At 49.9% G+C, this 19,205-nt stretch carries 18 protein-coding genes; 13 read left to right on the top strand and 5 right to left on the bottom strand.

Annotated elements, in window-relative coordinates; translation table 11 throughout:
- Positions 1-46: 46 nt before the first annotated feature.
- Genes garR through garP form a run of 3 tightly spaced genes read right to left on the bottom strand, consistent with a single transcriptional unit; the run spans position 47 to position 3,088 of the window.
- Positions 47-937 (bottom strand): 2-hydroxy-3-oxopropionate reductase, encoded by an 891-nt coding sequence (garR, locus tag LG384_RS20415; RefSeq protein WP_225761427.1) that lies wholly within the window; start codon positions 935-937, stop codon positions 47-49.
- A 30-nt stretch (positions 938-967) separates the two neighbouring features.
- The gene (gene garL, locus LG384_RS20410; protein WP_048220501.1) at positions 968-1,738 is read right to left on the bottom strand and encodes a 2-dehydro-3-deoxyglucarate aldolase; all 771 of its coding nucleotides are present in this window, start codon (positions 1,736-1,738) and stop codon (positions 968-970) included.
- Between the two features lie 15 nt (positions 1,739-1,753).
- Complete coding sequence (gene garP / locus LG384_RS20405) at positions 1,754-3,088, bottom strand: galactarate/glucarate/glycerate transporter GarP (protein WP_045447935.1); 1,335 nt, start codon at positions 3,086-3,088, stop codon at positions 1,754-1,756.
- Positions 3,089-3,490: 402 nt separating this feature from the next.
- Here garP and garD point away from each other — a divergent pair, with 402 nt between their 5' ends.
- The 7 genes from garD to LG384_RS20370 all read left to right on the top strand — a co-directional run bounded on the left by garD (position 3,491) and on the right by LG384_RS20370 (position 11,878).
- Complete coding sequence (gene garD, locus LG384_RS20400) at positions 3,491-5,062, top strand: galactarate dehydratase (protein WP_045447938.1); 1,572 nt, start codon at positions 3,491-3,493, stop codon at positions 5,060-5,062.
- Between the two features lie 355 nt (positions 5,063-5,417).
- The gene (locus LG384_RS20395) at positions 5,418-6,677 is read left to right on the top strand and encodes a sugar ABC transporter substrate-binding protein (RefSeq protein WP_225761426.1); all 1,260 of its coding nucleotides are present in this window, start codon (positions 5,418-5,420) and stop codon (positions 6,675-6,677) included.
- Positions 6,678-6,749: 72 nt separating this feature from the next.
- Positions 6,750-7,694, top strand: a complete 945-nt coding sequence (locus LG384_RS20390) for a carbohydrate ABC transporter permease (protein ID WP_225761425.1) — start codon at positions 6,750-6,752, stop codon at positions 7,692-7,694.
- A 9-nt stretch (positions 7,695-7,703) separates the two neighbouring features.
- The gene (locus LG384_RS20385) at positions 7,704-8,528 is read left to right on the top strand and encodes a carbohydrate ABC transporter permease (protein ID WP_225761424.1); all 825 of its coding nucleotides are present in this window, start codon (positions 7,704-7,706) and stop codon (positions 8,526-8,528) included.
- Positions 8,529-8,539: 11 nt separating this feature from the next.
- On the top strand, positions 8,540-9,646 hold the full coding sequence (locus tag LG384_RS20380; RefSeq protein WP_225761423.1) for an ABC transporter ATP-binding protein: 1,107 nt from the start codon (positions 8,540-8,542) through the stop codon (positions 9,644-9,646).
- 36 nt (positions 9,647-9,682) lie between these two features.
- Positions 9,683-10,939: a Gfo/Idh/MocA family protein gene (locus LG384_RS20375; protein ID WP_135324211.1), complete on the top strand. Its 1,257-nt coding sequence runs from the start codon at positions 9,683-9,685 to the stop codon at positions 10,937-10,939.
- Positions 10,940-10,957: 18 nt separating this feature from the next.
- Positions 10,958-11,878 (top strand): ROK family protein, encoded by a 921-nt coding sequence (locus LG384_RS20370; RefSeq protein ID WP_135324210.1) that lies wholly within the window; start codon positions 10,958-10,960, stop codon positions 11,876-11,878.
- A 32-nt stretch (positions 11,879-11,910) separates the two neighbouring features.
- Here the strand turns inward: LG384_RS20370 and agaR are convergent, their stop codons facing one another.
- Together agaR and LG384_RS20360 are read right to left on the bottom strand one after the other, a co-directional pair.
- Entirely contained in the window at positions 11,911-12,681 is a 771-nt protein-coding gene (gene agaR, locus LG384_RS20365; RefSeq protein ID WP_135324209.1) for a transcriptional repressor AgaR, read from the bottom strand.
- Positions 12,682-13,000: 319 nt separating this feature from the next.
- Positions 13,001-13,807: a DeoR family transcriptional regulator gene (locus LG384_RS20360; RefSeq protein WP_225761422.1), complete on the bottom strand. Its 807-nt coding sequence runs from the start codon at positions 13,805-13,807 to the stop codon at positions 13,001-13,003.
- Positions 13,808-14,027: 220 nt separating this feature from the next.
- Between LG384_RS20360 and kbaZ the strand changes: the two genes are divergently transcribed.
- From kbaZ to nagA, 6 genes are read left to right on the top strand one after another with little or no spacing between them, the layout of a single operon-like run.
- Positions 14,028-15,353, top strand: a complete 1,326-nt coding sequence (gene kbaZ / locus LG384_RS20355) for a tagatose-bisphosphate aldolase subunit KbaZ (RefSeq protein ID WP_225761602.1) — start codon at positions 14,028-14,030, stop codon at positions 15,351-15,353.
- 19 nt (positions 15,354-15,372) lie between these two features.
- Positions 15,373-15,846, top strand: a complete 474-nt coding sequence (gene agaV / locus LG384_RS20350; protein ID WP_135324207.1) for a PTS N-acetylgalactosamine transporter subunit IIB — start codon at positions 15,373-15,375, stop codon at positions 15,844-15,846.
- A gap of 10 nt (positions 15,847-15,856) precedes the next feature.
- Positions 15,857-16,636 carry a PTS N-acetylgalactosamine transporter subunit IIC gene (gene agaW / locus LG384_RS20345; RefSeq protein WP_135324206.1) on the top strand — a complete coding sequence of 260 codons (780 nt, stop codon included), beginning with the start codon at positions 15,857-15,859 and terminating at the stop codon, positions 16,634-16,636.
- Entirely contained in the window at positions 16,626-17,504 is an 879-nt protein-coding gene (gene agaE / locus LG384_RS20340; protein ID WP_135324205.1) for a PTS N-acetylgalactosamine transporter subunit IID, read from the top strand. The genes agaW and agaE overlap by 11 nt, the downstream gene beginning before the upstream one ends.
- A gap of 16 nt (positions 17,505-17,520) precedes the next feature.
- On the top strand, positions 17,521-17,955 hold the full coding sequence (gene agaF / locus LG384_RS20335) for a PTS galactosamine/N-acetylgalactosamine transporter subunit IIA (RefSeq protein ID WP_135324204.1): 435 nt from the start codon (positions 17,521-17,523) through the stop codon (positions 17,953-17,955).
- A complete protein-coding gene (nagA, locus tag LG384_RS20330; protein WP_225761421.1) occupies positions 17,952-19,085 on the top strand; it encodes an N-acetylglucosamine-6-phosphate deacetylase in 1,134 nt (377 codons plus the stop codon). The genes agaF and nagA overlap by 4 nt, the downstream gene beginning before the upstream one ends.
- Positions 19,086-19,205 lie beyond the last annotated feature (120 nt).

Raw genomic sequence — 19,205 nt, 5'->3', positions numbered from 1 at the left:
GCCGCGCAAGGCAAGAATTACAGGGCGCGAGAAGGCGCCCTTCTTGTTAGCGAGTGACTTCCACTTTCGCCAGTTTTTCGTAATAGCATGCAAGAGCACTATGATCAGCAGTGCCCAGCCCATCTGCACGTAGCGCCTGCATCATCTCCATGACTGCAGCAGTTAGCGGCAGTTGGGCGCCCACACCATGGGAGGTGTCCAGTGCATTCGCCAGATCTTTTATATGCAGATCAATACGGAAGCCTGGTTTAAAGTTTCTGTCCATTACCATCGGTGCTTTAGCATCCAGCACGGTACTCCCGGCAAGACCGCCACGGATGGCCTGGTATACCAGATCCGGGTTAACGCCTGCTTTGGTCGCCAGCGTCAGTGCTTCAGACATAGCGGCGATGTTCAGCGCCACAATAACCTGGTTTGCCAGCTTGGTTACGTTACCCGCACCGATGTCACCGGTATGCACCACAGAACCCGCCATCGCTTTCAGCAGATCGTAATATTTATCGAAAATCGCTCTATCACCGCCGACCATCACTGACAGCGTGCCATCAATCGCTTTCGGTTCACCACCGCTGACCGGCGCATCCAGCATATCTACGCCTTTCGCTTTCAGCGCTTCGCTGATTTCACGACTTGCTAACGGTGCGATAGAGCTCATGTCGATCAGCACAGTCCCCGGCTTAGCACCTTCAATAATGCCGCCTTCACCCAACGCTACCTCTTTCACGTGCGGCGAGTTTGGCAGCATGGTGATGATCACATCGCACTGTTCAGCAATGGCTTTCGCCGTGGTAGCGGTTTCTGCGCCTGCGGCAATGACTTCCGCAATCGCTTCAGGGTTACGGTCAGCAACCACCAACGAGTAACCTGCCTTGAGGAGGTTTTTACTCATTGGTTTACCCATAATACCGAGGCCAATAAAACCAACTTTCATTGTCATATATTTATCTCTCTATACTGTCGATGGTGGTTATTTCTTAAAGGAATCAGCCAGTTTCTGCGTGGCAGAACGGAACACGCCGAGATCGCTGCCCACGGCAACAAACGTTGCGCCCCAGTCCAGATAACGACGGGCATCCGCTTCTACCGGTGCCAGAATACCGCTTGGCTTACCGTGCGCTTTAGCGCGGGAAAAAATGTGCTGGATAGCCTTCTGCACATCGGGGTGGGACGCATTGCCCAGATGCCCTAACGCAGCAGCCAGATCGCTTGGGCCAACAAAAATACCGTCAACACCTTCAGTTGCAGCGATAGCATCAACGTTATCAACACCCTGCTGACTTTCGATCTGTACGATAATGGTGATGTTCTTATTCGACTGCGCAAAGTAGTCCGGTACGGTGCCGAACATATTGGCACGGTGAGAAACGGATACACCGCGAATACCTTCTGGCGGATAGCGGGTAGACGCCACCGCGCTGACGGCTTCTTCTTCCGTCTCCACAAACGGGATCAGGAAGTTATAGAACCCGATATCCAGCAGACGCTTAATGATCACCGGCTCGTTGGTCGGTACGCGCACTACCGGCGCGCTGGAACTGCCTTTCAGCGCCATCAGTTGCGGAATAAACGTCGAAACATCGTTTGGCGCATGTTCACCGTCCAGTACCAGCCAGTCAAAACCAGCCAGACCTAATACTTCGGTGCTGATGGGACTAGCCAGCGCGGACCAGCAGCCAATCTGAATTTGTTGCGCCGCCAGGGCCGCTTTAAACTTGTTCGGGAAGATTGTGTTATTCATCGCCTATACCTTTGTTTATTTCTGCAATTCCATACGTTTAATGTCACCGACAATAAACAGGTAGCAAACCATCGCCATCAGCGCCGAACACCCTACAAACATCAGCGCAGCATTAAATGAGTGCAACTCGCTCACCAGATACCCAATTACCAGAGGGGTTACGATAGAAGCGACATTACCAAATACGTTAAAGACTCCACCGCACAGGCCAACAATCTCTTTTGGTGCAGTATCGGAAATCACCGGCCACCCCAGAGCGCCAAAGCCTTTACCAAAGAACGCCAGCGCCATCAATGCAACGACCAGGACGGTATTATCAGTGTAATTACACAGAATAATGGTCGAAGCCAGCAGCATTCCGAGCACAATCGGCAGCTTACGTGCCAGAGTGATACTGAAACCACGTTTAATCAGATAATCAGAGAACACTCCGCCCAGTACGCCGCCAGCAAACCCGCAAAGCGCCGGAATAGAGGCAACCAGACCGACTTTCAGAATCGACATGCCTTTTTCCTGCACCAGGTAAATCGGGAACCAGGTCAGGAAGAACCAGGTGATGGTGTTGATAAAGTACTGTCCGAAGAACACCCCCAGCATCATGCGATTGGTCAGCAGTTGCTTGATATAGTGCAATTTCGGGCCACTCGCAGCCGCAGTGCCAGGCTTCTTGTGGTCCATATCCACTACCGCGCCGTTATCAGAGATAAACTTCAGCTCTTCTTGCGACATACGCGGATGATCAGTTGGATTATGGATAAGCTTGACCCACAGCCCGGTCAGGACAAAACCAATCACACCCATCACGGTAAAAACATGTTCCCAGCCCCAGGCGAAGGTCAACCAACCTAACAATGGCGAGAATAGCGCCAGAGAGAAATACTGCGCCGAGTTAAAAATCGCCGATGCCGTGCCACGTTCTTTAGTCGGGAACCAGGCCGCAACAATACGGGCGTTAGCCGGGAAAGAAGGCGCTTCAGAAAAACCAAGCATGAAACGCATGATAAACATTGATATCCCTGCCCAGGCCAGTGGGAACATGTCCACAAAGCCCTGCAGGAAGGTAAACAACGACCAGAAGAACAGACTGTAGGTGTAGACTTTCTTCGAACCAAACTTATCAAGCAGCCAGCCGCCGGGGATTTGCATCAACAAATAGGCCCAGCCGAAGGCGGAGAAAATATAACCCATGGATATGGCGCTTAACTGCAACTCTTTTGCCACTTCGGTACCAGCAATAGATAGCGTCGCACGATCCGCATAGTTAACGGCTGTAACAATAAATATTATCAGCAATATTAAATATCTGGTATGCGTACCTTTCTTTTCCTCTACTACCGTATCCAACATCATTCTATTTACCTCGGGTACATAAAAACATTTTATTATTATTTGGTGGGTATTCGTGGTGATGAATTACCGATAAAAAGATATACGATAATTTATCAGACGCTATAAAACCGTGATTCAGTATAATCAGCTGCGCGTTGTTAATCATTGTGCAAAAGCTCATTTAAGACATACTGTTAAAAGATTATTTTGGTCATATGCACATAATCATGGGCGCTAATGCACACATTTACGTATTGCTATCCCCGATGGCAAGGCTTTCCTGATGTTAAGTGATCCTGGTCACATTCTTCAAATTAAACTCCTGACATTCTTATTTAACGACAAAGAGTCTTTATTACTTATAATTAGATTCAATATACATATTCGCACTATTATCACCACCTGGCTGGAGAATACTGGACAATGGCCGACATCGAAATTAGGCAAGAATCGCCTACGGCGTTTTATATTAAAGTACACGACACGGATAATGTGGCGATTATTGTCAATGACAATGGTCTGAAAGCCGGGACGCGTTTCCCGGACGGACTGACGCTGATTGAACATATTCCCCAGGGTCATAAAGTGGCGCTCACGGATATTGCTGTTCACGGTGAAATTGTGCGCTATGGCGAAGTGATCGGCTATGCCGTTCGCGACATCGCACGCGGTAGCTGGATTGATGAGTCGATGGTTGAGCTGCCCAAAGCCCCGCCACTGGAGACACTGCCGCTGGCAACCAAAGTACCAGAGCCACTTCCACCTCTTGAAGGTTACACCTTCGAAGGCTACCGCAATGCAGACGGTAGCGTCGGCACCAAGAACCTGCTCGGCATCTCCACCAGCGTGCACTGTGTGGCAGGCGTTGTGGATTATGTGGTGAAAATTATTGAGCGCGATCTGCTGCCAAAATACCCGAACGTAGACGGTGTTGTGGGTCTGAACCATTTATATGGTTGCGGTGTAGCGATCAACGCGCCAGCAGCCATTGTGCCCATTAGAACTATTCACAACATCGCCCTGAACCCGAACTTCGGCGGCGAAGTGATGGTTATCGGCCTGGGCTGCGAAAAGCTCCAGCCGGAGCGACTGCTGGAAGGTACTCATGATGTAAAAAGTATTCCGGTGGACAGCGCCAGTATCGTCAGCCTACAGGATGAAAAACACGTTGGCTTTAAATCCATGATTGATGACATTTTGCAGGTCGCCGAGCGTCATCTGGCGAAACTCAATCTGCGCCAGCGTGAAACCTGTCCAGCATCTGAACTGGTGGTTGGGATGCAATGCGGAGGCAGCGATGCGTTTTCCGGCGTAACGGCCAACCCGGCGGTAGGCTACGCCTCCGATCTGCTGGTACGCTGCGGCGCAACCGTCATGTTCTCAGAAGTGACCGAAGTGCGTGATGCGATCCACCTCCTGACCCCGCGCGCGATCAACGAAGAAGTGGGCAAACGTCTGCTGGAGGAGATGGCCTGGTACGATAACTATCTTGATATGGGCAAAACTGACCGCAGTGCTAACCCTTCTCCGGGCAATAAAAAAGGAGGTCTGGCGAACGTGGTCGAAAAAGCGCTGGGTTCCATTGCGAAATCAGGCAAAAGTGCGATTGTGGAAGTGTTGTCGCCAGGTCAGCGCCCCACCAAACGCGGCCTGATTTATGCCGCAACGCCTGCCAGCGATTTTGTCTGCGGTACGCAACAGGTGGCTTCCGGGATCACCGTGCAGGTGTTCACCACCGGTCGCGGCACGCCGTACGGCCTGATGGCAGTACCGGTAATTAAAATGGCGACCCGCACCGAACTGGCTAATCGTTGGTTTGACCTGATGGACATCAACGCCGGGACCATCGCCACCGGAGAAGAAACCATCGAAGAGGTGGGCCTGAAGCTGTTCGAATTTATTCTCGACGTCGCCAGCGGGCGTAAGAAAACCTTCTCGGATCAGTGGGGGCTGCATAACCAGCTGGCAGTGTTTAACCCCGCGCCGGTAACCTGATTTTCGAAGCGAAAGCCAAAAACGAAACGGGGATTTATCCCCGTTTCTCTTCTCTGTTCATGAAGAGATAAAGTGATAACCTTCGCATTTTCAACGGTTTTTTTTCTCCCCTCTTTTTTTCGATTCTATAGCAAAAAATTTTTCTAACTGCATGAAATAAAAGGAAATGTTATTAACGTCGATTGATATCGTACTTTCGTTTTGATAAAAGAGAAACCTACCGAAAGATGCTCCTGTTTTTATATGATAATCCCCTCTTTTTTGCCCCTTTGACTTTCCCACTGGTTATACAGATTATTCAATGGCTCCTGTAATTTACCTCCCAAGCATTCTGACCTGAATAAAGAGGGAAGTTATGTCTACCCTGAATAAAAATAACATCGTATTGGCGTGCCTTATTTCATGTGTAATGGCTACACCTGTCGTCGCGAGCGCTGAAGGCCAGGCTGACACTAAGCCTGTTAAATTACGCTACACGCTGTGGGACCGAAATCAGCTTCCCGGCGAACAACAACTGGTTAATGAGTTCGAAAAAAACAACCCCGATATTAAAGTTGAAATTGAGTTAACCCCTTACGATCAGTATTTTATAAAACTGAGCTCGGCGGTGGGTGGAAATGTGGCTCCAGATGTATTCTGGATGAATATGCCTAATTTCCAGCAATACGTTAAGAACGGTATGCTTGAGCCACTGAGCGGATATTTAAAAGATAAGTCATCACCCAATCTTGATGACTTTGTTAAAAGCTCGGTTGATGCCTATCAATACCAGTCTCAACAGTATGCCATTCCTCGTGATATTGACGCCATTGCCGTCTGGTACAACAAAAAACTTTTCGATCAAGCTGGCGTTACCTATCCAGATAAAAACTGGACATGGGACGATTTAAAACAAAAAACAGAGCAACTGCGTAAAGAGCTGGATAAGCAGTCTTATCCGCTAGCCATGGAATTCAGTAGTGGACAGGACAGCTACTTTAACCTGCTATTACAGGCCGGGGATAAGATAGTCCTGCCGGACGGCAAAACTGACGTTGCCAATGAAAAAGCAATTGCGATGTATCGCGATGTCCAAGGTATGCTGAATGCTGACCTGATCCAGCCTCCAGGTGAAATGGAAGCATCAGATGTCTTCCAGTCCAACCGAGTCGCCATGGTCTATGCAGGATCATGGTGGGCACTGCCATTCTCGCAAAACGAATTGATTAAAGATCATATTGGTGTAGTTCCAATGCCCAAAATGGCAGAACAGGCTGGCGTATCTCATAGTCTGGCCTTTGCCATGTCAGCCAAAAGCCAGCATAAGGATGCAGCCTGGAAATTCATTGAGTTTATGAGCTCTGAACATGCGCAAAAAACGCTGGCGACAGGGAAAATTGTTATTCCTGCTAACCAAAAAGTGGCTAAAGAGTGGGCTGAAGGCTTTAAAGGTCTTGACGTTTCCGCCTATATCGACTCACTGGCCTTTTCGCATAAATATCCAACAGCAGGCTCAAATACGGCTAAATGGAATAGCATCTTGAATGATGGGTTAAAAAAAGTCTGGACGGGTAATGACCCGGAGAAAGTCATGCCAAGTGTCGCAAAACGTGTTGAACGTGAAATGCAGAAGTAATCCTGAGGGAGCACTGCTCCCTCTCACCTTTAGCCATATTTTTTATTGTAAAGTGAGCATCCCGGAGTCTGTATGAGCTATTCAGATGAAGCTGCATCCCCGCAATTACCGGCCAGGGAAGTACGGAGAAAAAAACTTTCGAAGCTGGAGAAAGAGGAACGATTTTGGGGTTGGATAATGATTCTTCCCCTGCTGACGGGATTAATCATTTTCTACTTTACACCATTCTTTCAGAACGTTTTTTATAGTTTCACCGACCTTGGTGAATTTCAAATCTGGACGACGCTAAGCTTAGATAACTATATTAATTTATTCAGTGATGATGAGTTTCGTGCGGCAATATATAACACGCTGGCCTATGTCTTTATTTGCGTACCGATTATCACGGTACTGTCATTACTGCTCGCCATTGGCCTGAATCAGGCTATACGCGGTCAGTGGTTGTTTCGAACATTGCTGTTTCTGCCAGCTGTCACTATGCCTGCGGCTATAGCCATGGTCTGGCAATGGCTGATGAATCGTAACTTCGGTTTAATTAATCAGATTCTGGCCTTCTTCGATATTCCTGCCATTGGTTGGTTATCCGATCCGGAGGTCGTTCGTCTGAGCGCCTCGCTGGTCATTATCTGGTCGGCGATTGCGCTAAAGATGATCATTCTGCTCGCTGGGCTACAGGGGATCCCCAAACAGATTTATGAAGCAATGTCCCTGGACGGCATTAGTAAATTACGCGGATTCTGGTCTATCACCTTACCGTTGATGATCCCGACGCTGTTTTTCGTTCTGGTGATTTCGTTTATCGAAACGCTGCAAATTTTCGATGTCGTGTACCTGCTGTTTGGCAGCTCGTCCATGGTTGACGATCAGACGATGACTATCGCCTATCTCTTCTACAAATACGCCTTTATCTACCATGAGAAAGGGTATGCCTCAGCCATTGCCGTAGTGATATTTGTGATCACGATGGTACTGACCTTGCTGCAGGTATGGCTCGGCAAACGGCTTAAAGCACAGTAAGGCACCGCTATGTTTATGACAAAACGTGAAAAATGGCTTATTTACGGACTGATGACCCTGGCGACACTGGTCACGGTGGTTCCCTTTATCTGGATGATCGTCACCTCTTTTAAAACCCAGGCAGAAAGTATCGCCTTTCCTCCGGTCCTGCTGCCCGCCAGTCCTGGGTTTCAGGCTTACTACAAAATCTTAAATGAAATGCCCTTTGGCAGTTTTTACGTGAACTCGATCGTCTCCACGCTGGTGATCGTCGTTTTACAGACGCTGATTGCCGCCATGGCGGCGTATGGTTTCTCGCGCCTACGCTTTAAAGGCCGTGACGTCTTGTTCATGTTGTGCATTTCCATACTGATGGTGCCCGGGCAGATCTTTTTAATCCCGCAGTTTTTAACCATTGAGAAAATGGGTTTGCTGAACTCTATTCCAGGATTGGTGCTTCCTGGGTTATTCAGTATTTATAGTGCTTTTTTATTACGCCAGTTTTTTCTGTCCGTACCGAAAGAACTTGAAGAAGCTGCCATCATGGATGGCTATAACCATCTGACGATATTTTTCAAAATTATGCTGCCGTTAATAAAACCAGGACTGATTGCCTGCGTCATTATTAACGGATTATGGAGCTGGAATAATTTGATGTGGCCACTGATCGTCAATACCTCGATGGATAAAATGACGCTACCGGTAGGACTGGCCTCACTTTCCGGCCGCTCCGGCGTGGAATATCCAATGTTAATGGCGGGTGCGTTGTTAGCGATTATCCCTATGTTGTTACTTTATATTTTCTTCCAGCGCTATTTTATTCGCGGCATCGCAGGTGCCGGAATTAAAGGATAAGGGGCAGTGCTATGTCAGGCATTCAGTTACAGGCGGTAAGTAAAGTCTATCCCAATGGCTTTCAGGCGATTCACGGTGTTGACCTTGAAATTCACGATGGCGAATTTATGGTTTTTGTTGGGCCATCCGGTTGCGCAAAATCAACGCTGCTGCGCATGATCGCCGGCCTGGAAGAGATCACGCAGGGTCATATCGCCATCGGGAAACGCTGCGTGAACGATCTGCTGCCGAAAGAACGCGGTGTAGCAATGGTCTTCCAGAACTATGCCCTCTATCCCCATATGACGATTTATAAAAATATGGCGTTCAGTCTGCAGGGCAAAATGAATAAGCAGGAAATTGATGCGCGAGTACGTGAAGCGGCACACAAGCTGGAAATCGAAACGCTACTGGATAAAAAACCTGGGCAGCTTTCAGGTGGACAATGCCAGCGCGTTGCCGTTGGCAGAGCCATTGTGCGCAAGCCTGAGGTATTTTTATTTGATGAACCGCTGTCCAATCTTGATGCCAAACTACGCGTTTCCATGCGTGTGCGCCTCACGGAATTGCATCGTCAGTTACGTAATGAAGGCGTCAGTGCAACCATGGTGTATGTCACCCACGATCAAATTGAAGCAATGACTATGGGGGATCGAATTTGCGTACTCAACGGTGGCCGAATTATGCAGGTCGATACTCCCGGTAATATTTACCACCATCCTAAGAATAAATTCGTGGCCGGTTTTATTGGTAATCCCGCAATGAATATTTTGCTTCTCAATGTCGAATCCGGAGGTCGGGGACTCCACCTGGCTGAAAATCTGATCCTGCCATTGAATACGCGACTGTCTGGTCTGCTGGAGCAATATCCGCATACCAGCGTCTGGTTTGGCATCCGTCCGGAGGCTATTCAGTTAGCGCCACAGAATGATAATTCTGCATTCAACGCAAAAATTACCAACGTCGAAAGAATGGGTAATGAAGATCTCCTGCATTTTGATATTGGTGAGCAACATATGATTTTGCGAATGAATTCCTCACCGGACTGGAACCCTCTGCCAGGCGAATCTATCAACGTTAAATTTAATCTTGAAGCCGCCTTTTTATTTGATAAGCAACATGAAGAGAATTTAGCCTGACCGCATTGCGGACTGGGTACAAAATGAGAGGTTTATATGTGTGCGAATAAAGTGACCGTTTTAGTGGTAGGGGCTGGTGCACGCGGTGAAATATATTCACGCTATGCACTTGAGCATCCAGACAGAATGCAGGTAATCGGCGTTGCTGAGCCCAGAGAAGCTTATCGCCAACAATTTGTGGCGCAGCACAACATTGACCAAAATAACGTATTTTGCGACTGGCAAGAAGCCGCATCCCAGCCCAAAATGGCTGACGTAGTGCTTATTTGTACGCAAGACAATATGCACAAAGATCCCGCCGTGGCGTTTGCCAACCTTGGCTACCATATCTTGCTGGAAAAACCACTTGCCCCGACGCCTGAAGATTGTCGCATCATCATTGATGCCGTCAAACGCAATAACGTCCTGCTGGCCGTCGCCCATGTTCTGCGTTACACACGCTATACGCAAAAACTGAAATCCCTGCTCGATGACGGTGCGATTGGCGACATTGTCAGCATGCAACACCTCGAACCGGTTGGTTACTGGCATCAGGCCCACTCCTTCGTGCGCGGTAACTGGCGTAACGAGGCAGAATCCTCGTTTATGCTGCTGCAAAAATCCTGTCACGATATGGACTGGATCCGCTACATCATGAGCGACAACTGCCGGGATGTAGGTTCGTTTGGCAGCCTGAGCCATTTCGTGAAAGAAAACCAACCGGCAGGAGCGGCAGATCGCTGCCTCGATTGCCAGGTTGAGACAACGTGTCCCTGGTCCGCTTGCAAAATTTATCTGGGTGAAAATCACAAATGTACCCCACACTTCCGTCGCGTACTGACCGCCGATCCCAGCGAAGAGAATGTCCGTCAAGCATTGCGCGAAGGACCCTACGGTCGCTGTGTCTATCGCTGTGATAACGACGTCGTAGATCACCAGGTCGTTAATCTGCGTTTTGCACACCAGCAGACTGTGACATTTACCATGACCGCGTTTACCAAAATGGAAGACAGAAAAACGCGTCTGTTTGGTACGAGAGGCTATCTGGAAGGGGATGGCGAGCAGATTCGGGTGTTTGATTTCCTGACCGACAGAGAAACTGTCCATGAAATCGAGGAGATCGCCGAAGGGACGCAAACGCAGATGGGGGGCCATGGTGGCGGTGACTACTATCTGATGGATCGCTTTATCCACGCAGTGATGGCGGAAGATCAGAGCATGATCCTCTCCGGCCCGGATGAGTCACTGGAAAGCCACTTAATGGTCTTTGCCGCAGAGCGCGCACGCAAGGAAAACTGTCTGGTGAAGCTGTAAAGCCGGAGGAGATGAGGCATGTTTTACGGTGTTGATATTGGCGGAACAAAAACTGAAATTGTCGCCTTTGATAAGGAAATGCAGGTTTGCTGGCGCAAGCGCGTTGCCACGCCGGTTCAGGATTATGAACTCTTTCTTTCGACTTTTACCTCTCTTATTGATACCGCCGACTGGGCAACGGGCTCGCAGGGTAAAATTGGCATCGGCATGCCTGGATTGATGGACAGACATACCGGAAAACTGCTGTCATCTAACGTCCCCTGCCTGACAGGGCGTCAGGTGATGGATGACCTGGCCCACCGGCTCAACCGAACGGTTGAGCTGGACAATGACTGTTGCTGCTTCGCACTGTCGGAAGCCCATACCCAGCAGGCTCGTCAGTTCTCCAGAATTTTTGGAGCCATCATTGGTACCGGTATGGGAGGCGGGCTTGTCATCGACGGTCAGCTGTATCGGGGTCGTAATCGAATGGCCAGTGAGTTTGGTCATTTACCGCTGCCAGCAACGTTTATGCGTCGGTATCACCTACCTGAACTGAAGTGCGGCTGTGGCCTACAAGGGTGCCTGGAACGTTATCAATCCGGTCCTGGCCTACTCTGGTTGCACAAACACTTCAGCGGCAAGCAGCTCAAAATGGAGACCCTGCTGGAGCAGTATCGCGATGGCAACGCCAGTGCGGTAACAACCGTTGAGGCGTGGATAGATATGCTGGGCTGCACGCTGGCACAATTGCAGCTGATCCTGGATGTTGATGCTTTTGTTCTCGGCGGCGGCGTTTCCAATATTGAGGAAATCTATACGTTATTGCCAACCGCCATGTCGCGTTATCTTTTCCCAGGGTTAGAGCCTGCCCGCGTGTTCCCGGCCATCCATGGCGCATCGAGCGGCGTACGTGGCGCAGCATTGTTACTGGTGGAGCAAGTAACGCCAGTCCACTAAAACAGAGCTGGCGAGCACGTCTCGCCAGACTCTTATTCGTCGGCAATCACCACATCAATACCGAGTTGGGTCAAGGTCCGATGGTAATGCTCCGGAATACCACTGTCGGTAATGACCCGATCAATCCCACTGATTTCGCTAATCATGCAAAAACTTTTGCGCCCGAACTTGCTGGAATCTGCCACCACAGTAACTTCCTGTGCAACCTGACACATCACCTGATTGAGATGTGCTTCACCCGGATGTGGCGTGGTGATCCCCGCCTCCAGACAGAATCCATCCACACCTAAAAACAGTTTATCAAACCGATATTGTCTGAGCTGGTGCTCAGCCGAAGGCCCATACAGTGAATACACGCTTTGTCTGACATTTCCGCCCAGAATCATGACATCCACACGTTCAAAATTCGCGAGTTCCCAGGCTATGTTAAGCGCATTGGTCATCACCACCAGATCGCGGCGATTTTTGAGCAGCGGGGGAATCAGCGTGGTCGTCGAACCAGAATCAAGAATTAACGTATCGCCATCTTTCACAAAGCTGGCAGCCTTCTCCGCAATTCGTGATTTCACATCGCGATTGAGTCGATCTTTATCCTGCAATGGGCGATCAAGCGCAAAGTGCTGATTTAATACCGCACCGCCATAAGATCGCATGACGCACCCTTTCTGCTCCAGATAACGCAAGTCGTTGCGGATCGTGACAGATGACACACCAAAATGGACGCTGAGTGGCTCCACACGAACACTGCCCTGATCGCACAGTAGATCGATAATCTGTTCGCGACGTCTTAAGTTATCCAGCATTTTTATTGCTCCATCAAATATTCATGTTGTTATGTTTTAGCGCTTTAGCACTTTCGTTTTGTTTTGAATATATTACATCAGAAGCCATAAGGTGAATTTGTGAACACTATTCCAGCGTTGATTTTCGAAAAAAAACAGGATTTTTCTTTCATTGTAGACAAACCGAAAAGGCAAAAAGCGAAAGAATGAAAAGGAGTAGATTAAATGATGTGGTAGAAAGAGGCGGAAAAACGAAAGCGGACCCTCATAAAATGCCCGCTTATTTTTTATTTCTGTTTAATTGAAGGAAATCACATTTCTGAATTTTAACAGCAGGGCGTCATTCCTGAACAATGATCACTTCGACACCGCAACGGTGTAATTCTTGCAGACATTCCGCTGGAATACCTTCATCAACAATAATGGTATGAATACGTTGTGTATCAATGATCTTATGCAGACTGGATCGATTGAACTTACTGGAATCAGTCACCACGATAATCCGCTCAGCCACTTCACACATCCGACGGTTAAGCCTAGCCTCGTCTTCATTGTGCGTGCTGACGCCGCGTTCTAAATCAATAGCATCGACGCCGAGAAACAACATATCGAAGTGGTAATTCTGCAAAGACTGCTCGGCCTGATCGCCATAAAAAGACAGCGACTGGCGACGCAGATGCCCGCCGGTCATCAGCAATTCAACACCCTCTGCTTCCAGCAAGGCATTGGCGACGTTCATACCGTTGGTCATCGCAATCACATCAGTATGCTGTCGCATCAGACGGGCAATTTCATAGGTTGTGGTGCCAGAATCAAGAATTACACGATGCCCTGGCTTGATCAGTTCAGAAGCGGCTCTGGCAATGCTGCGTTTTACCGCGGTATTCAGTGAGCTTTTGTCTTCAACTGAAGGTTCAGCACCCGGCGTGTTGCTATCGCAGATCAAGGCACCACCATAAGCTCGAACGGCAATACCCTGCTTTTCCAGAAAAGCCAAATCGTTGCGGATCGTCACCGTAGAGACGCCGAACAAAACAGAAAGATCGTTCACCTGCACGCTTCCTTGCTGCCGCAACCGCTGGATGATCTGCTCACGCCGCTCGCTGGTACCTGTCACCCGCTTACTTGCAGAATCGGTATTGCTCATAAGAGATCCTTTAGTTAATTCTTTCGTTTCATTTCGTTTTACCTATTAACGCCTTTCTTTTACCGGAATGCAAGCGCCACAACCGGTTCAGTTATCGGTAGCATCACCGCTGAAACCTTTCATTATGTTTCTTTTGTGAAACAGATCGGAAAACAAGTATCTTTCGTTTTATTTTTATAGCGACATGAAGCAGTATCAAATGAAACAAAACGAAAGATTAATGTTGTTGCCATCTGACCTGGAGAGGAAAGTGAAACATCTAACTACAATGGTGGAGCTGCACAAACGGGGGAAGGCAAACGGGATTTACGCCGTTTGTTCCGCGCACCCACTGGTTCTGGAATCCGCAATACGTTATGCCCACGTAAACCAGACACCGCTGCTGATTGAAGCAACCTCCAATCAGGTTGACCAGTTTGGCGGTTATACGGGTATGACGCCAGCTGATTTTCGCAGTTTTGTCTACAGTCTGGCCGACTCGTTTAATTTTCCCCACGATCAATTGATTCTGGGCGGAGACCATCTTGGCCCTAATCGCTGGCAAAACCAGCCTGCAGAGCAGGCAATGGCCAATGCCGACGATCTCATCAAAAGCTACGTGGCGGCAGGATTTAAAAAAATCCACCTGGATTGCAGCATGTCCTGCAAGGGCGATCCTGTTCCATTAACGGATGCCATCGTCGCTGAGCGCGCTGCCCGTCTGGCAAGGGTCGCCGAAGAAACCTGTACGATACATTTTGGCGAGTCTGATCTGGTTTACGTGATTGGTACGGAGGTTCCGGTTCCTGGCGGTGCCCACGAAACGTTAACGGAGTTGGAGGTCACTACGCCTGACGCCGCACGCGCCACGCTGGAAGCTCACCATCATGCGTTCGAAAAACAGGGGCTGGACGCTATCTGGCCACGCATTATCGCGCTAGTGGTGCAGCCCGGCGTTGAGTTTGACCACACACATATCATTGATTATCAGCCACAAAAAGCTGTCGCCTTGAGCAAGATGGTAGAAGCCTACGACACATTAGTCTTTGAAGCGCATTCCACGGATTATCAAACACCACAGTCGCTGCGTCAGTTGGTCAAAGACCACTTTGCGATCCTGAAAGTTGGCCCAGCCCTGACCTTCGCCCTGCGTGAAGCGTTGTTCTCACTGGCCGCTATTGAAGAAGAATTACTGCCAGCGAAAGCCTGTTCAGGTCTGCGCCATGTTCTGGAAAGCGTGATGCTTGATCGCCCGGAATACTGGCAGAGCCATTACCACGGAGATGGCAACGCACGCCGTCTGGCGCGTGGTTATAGCTACTCCGATCGGGTTCGTTACTATTGGCCGGACAGCCAGATTGATGAGGCATTTGACCGACTGGTTCGCAACCTGGCGGACGATCCTATTCCACTGCCACTCATCAGCCAGTACTTACCTTTGCAGTACGTAAAAGTGCGCGAGGGAGATCTCAACGCCACACCACGAGAACTCATCATTAATCATATTCAGGACATACTGCAGCAATACCACTGTGCCGGCCTGGGCACATCATCCCATAACGCATAAAAAGAAAGAGAAAAACACTATGCCAAACATTGTATTAAGTCGCATTGACGAACGTTTGATTCACGGTCAGGTCGGTGTGCAATGGGTCGGATTTGCGGGGGCAAATCTGGTTCTGGTTGCCAATGATGAGGTCGCTGAAGATCAGGTTCAGCAAAACCTGATGGAAATGGTGCTCGCGGAAGGGATCGCCGTGCGTTTCTGGTCACTGCAAAAGGTGATCGACAATATTCATCGGGCCGCCGATCGACAGAAAATTCTCCTGGTCTGCAAATCGCCAGCGGATTTTTTCCGGCTGGTTGAAGGCGGCGTTCCTGTTGAGCGTATCAACGTTGGCAATATGCACTACGCCAACGGCAAGCAGCAAATCGCTAAAACCGTTTCTGTTGACGCTAACGATATTACGGCGTTTAACGGGCTGAAAGCCGCCGGTGTGGAATGCTTCGTTCAGGGCGTTCCAACCGAACCAGCCCAGGACCTCTTTAAACTTCTCTGAGGAATTCACAATGGAAATTAGTCTGTTGCAGGCTTTTGCGTTGGGTATTCTCGCCTTTATCGCAGGCCTGGATATGTTCAACGGGTTAACGCATATGCACCGCCCGGTGGTTCTTGGACCTCTGGTCGGGCTGATACTGGGCGATCTGCATACCGGCATTTTAACCGGTGGTACGCTGGAGCTGGTCTGGATGGGTCTGGCCCCGCTGGCAGGAGCTCAACCACCGAACGTCATCATCGGAACCATTGTCGGGACAACATTTGCCATTACCACTGGTGTAAAACCAGAGGTCGCCGTCGGCGTAGCGGTGCCGTTCGCCGTGGCGGTTCAGATGGGCATTACCTTCCTGTTCTCCGTGATGTCAGGGGTTATGGCTCGCTGCGATCGGATGGCGGCGAATGCCGATACAGCCGGAATTGAGCGAGTGAACTATCTGGCGTTACTGGCGTTGGGGACGTTCTACTTCTTATGCGCCTTCCTGCCGATTTACTTTGGTGCAGAACATGCCAAAACCGCCATTGACGTGCTGCCAACCCGCCTGATTGATGGCCTTGGCGTCGCCGGCGGCATTATGCCAGCAATCGGTTTTGCCGTACTGCTGAAAATCATGATGAAAAACGTCTACATCCCCTACTTCATCCTGGGTTTTGTTGCCGCAGCCTGGCTCAAGCTCCCTGTACTGGCTATCGCTGCTGCCGCATTGGCAATGGCACTGATCGATTTTCTGCGTAAATCACCTGAACCTACGGCCCCTGCAGAACAAAAAGAGGAATTCGAAGATGGAATCTAACCAAACGACTCTGCCGAACGTTTCCGACACTGAAGATACGCTGCTTACCGGCACCAATGAAAACATCTATGAAGACCAGAGCATCGGTGCCGAGCTGACGAAAAAAGACATTAACCGCGTAGCCTGGCGTTCCATGCTGTTACAGGCATCCTTTAACTATGAACGTATGCAGGCATCAGGATGGTTGTACGGCCTGTTGCCCGCACTGAAAAAAATTCACACCAATAAACGCGACCTCGCGCGTTCAATGAAAGGCCATATGGGTTTCTTCAATACCCATCCGTTTCTGGTGACATTTGTCATTGGCATCATCCTCGCGATGGAACGCTCCAAGCAGGACGTGAACAGTATTCAAAGTACCAAGATTGCCGTGGGCGCACCGCTCGGCGGCATTGGTGATGCGATGTTCTGGTTAACGCTGCTACCCATTTGTGGGGGGATCGGGGCCAGCCTCGCTTTGCAAGGTTCAATTCTTGGCGCCGTTGTGTTTATCGTATTTTTCAACGTGGTTCACCTGGGCCTGCGCTTTGGTCTGGCACACTACGCTTATCGGATGGGCGTCGCGGCCATCCCTCTAATTAAAGCCAATACCAAGAAAGTTGGGCACGCTGCCTCTATCGTTGGCATGACGGTGATTGGTGCGCTGGTTGCGACCTATGTTCGCCTGAGCACTACGCTGGAAATCACTGCTGGCGATGCGGTTGTGAAACTGCAAACAGACGTTATCGACAAGCTGATGCCGGCTTTTCTGCCGCTGGTCTACACATTAACCATGTTCTGGTTGGTCCGTCGTGGCTGGAGCCCTCTGCGCCTTATTGCCATTACCGTGGTACTCGGCGTGGTCGGTAAATTCTGTCATTTCCTGTAAATACAAGGGGCTGTAGATGTTAGGTATTATTTTGACGGGGCATGGCGGGTTTGCCAGCGGAATGGAAAAGGCGATGAAACAGATTCTGGGAGAGCAATCGCAGTTTATCGCCATCGACTTTCCAGAAACGTCAACGACCGCCTTGCTCACTTCACAACTCGAGCAGGCAGTGAGTCAACTGGATGCTCAGGAAGACATTGTGTTTCTGACTGACCTACTGGGCGGGACGCCATTTCGCGTCGCTTCTACGCTGGCCATGCAAAAGCAAGGAACTGAAGTGATCACCGGCACCAATCTGCAGCTGCTGCTGGAGATGGCGTTGGAGCGTGAAGGTTTGAGCAGTGAAGAATTTCGTTTGCAAGCTCTGGAGTGCGGGCATCGTGGCCTGACCAGCCTGGTCGATGAACTGGGACGTTGTCACGAAGAAAACCCCGTTGAGGAAGGGATATGACACAACTGCTGCGCGCCAGACGTCTACTGACTGAACAGGGCTGGCTGGACGATCATCAATTACGTATAGAAGAAGGCGTAATCGCGGCGATTGAGCCTATCCCCTCTGGCGTGATGGGTCGCGATGCCGAACTGCTGTGCCCTGCTTATATCGACACCCATGTCCACGGCGGTGGGGGTGTTGATGTCATGGATGAAGCAGAGGACACGCTCGACAAGCTGGCGATGCACAAAGCGCGTGAAGGGGTGGCCAGCTGGCTACCCACTACCGTCACCGCTCCATTACAGGAGATTCATGGAGCGCTGAAACGCATTGCCCACCGCTGTCATTCAGGTGGTCCCGGAGCGCAAGTACTGGGCAGCTATCTAGAGGGGCCGTATTTCACGCCACAGAACAAAGGCGCACATCCACCTGAGCTTTTCAGGGAACTGGAGCTCAGCGAGCTGGATGAACTGATCGCGATTTCCCAACAGACGTTGCGCGTGGTTGCGCTGGCACCAGAAAAACCCGGTGCACTGCAGGCTATTCAACACCTCAGGCAACAGAATGTCAGGGTGATGCTGGGCCATAGCGCAGCCTCCTGGGAACAAACACGCGCCGCCTTTGATGCAGGTGCAAGCGGGTTAGTACACTGCTACAACGGTATGACCGGCCTACATCACCGTGAACCCGGTATGGTTGGCACAGGGTTAACCGACCCTCGCGCCTGGCTGGAGCTTATCGCCGACGGACACCACGTTCACCCGGCAGCCATGACGCTATGCTGCAACTGTGCAAAAGATCGGGTGGTGCTGATTACCGACGCGATGCAGGCCGCCGGTATGCCCGATGGACGCTATACGCTCTGTGGCGAAAAGGTAGAAATGCGCGACGGTATCGTGCGAACCGCTTCTGGTGGTTTGGCAGGCAGCACGTTGTCCGTTGATACGGCCGTTCGCAATATGGTCGAATTAACCGGAAGCACGCCAGAAGATGCTATCCATATGGCTTCACTGCATCCTGCACGCTTGTTAGGTATTGATCACCAGTTAGGATCGTTAAAGACTGGCAAGCATGCCAGCATTATTGCTCTTAATGGCGGACTACATTTACAGCAAATCTGGATCCAGGGTCGCACATTCCCTCTCTAGACCTTTCATATTGCATGCTATTGGCCTTCGGTTAAACACCGCAAGGCCTTTCTTTTCCTTTCGATTAAGAAAATACTGAATCACACTACATCAAATATCTTATTTATATATCAACAAGAT

The sequence above is a fragment of the Citrobacter sp. Marseille-Q3906 genome (assembly GCF_916618775.1).
GTDB lineage: Bacteria > Pseudomonadota > Gammaproteobacteria > Enterobacterales > Enterobacteriaceae > Citrobacter > Citrobacter murliniae.
The sequence above is the reverse complement of the archived record's forward strand: the minus strand, read 5'-3'. Positions and strand labels throughout refer to the sequence as shown.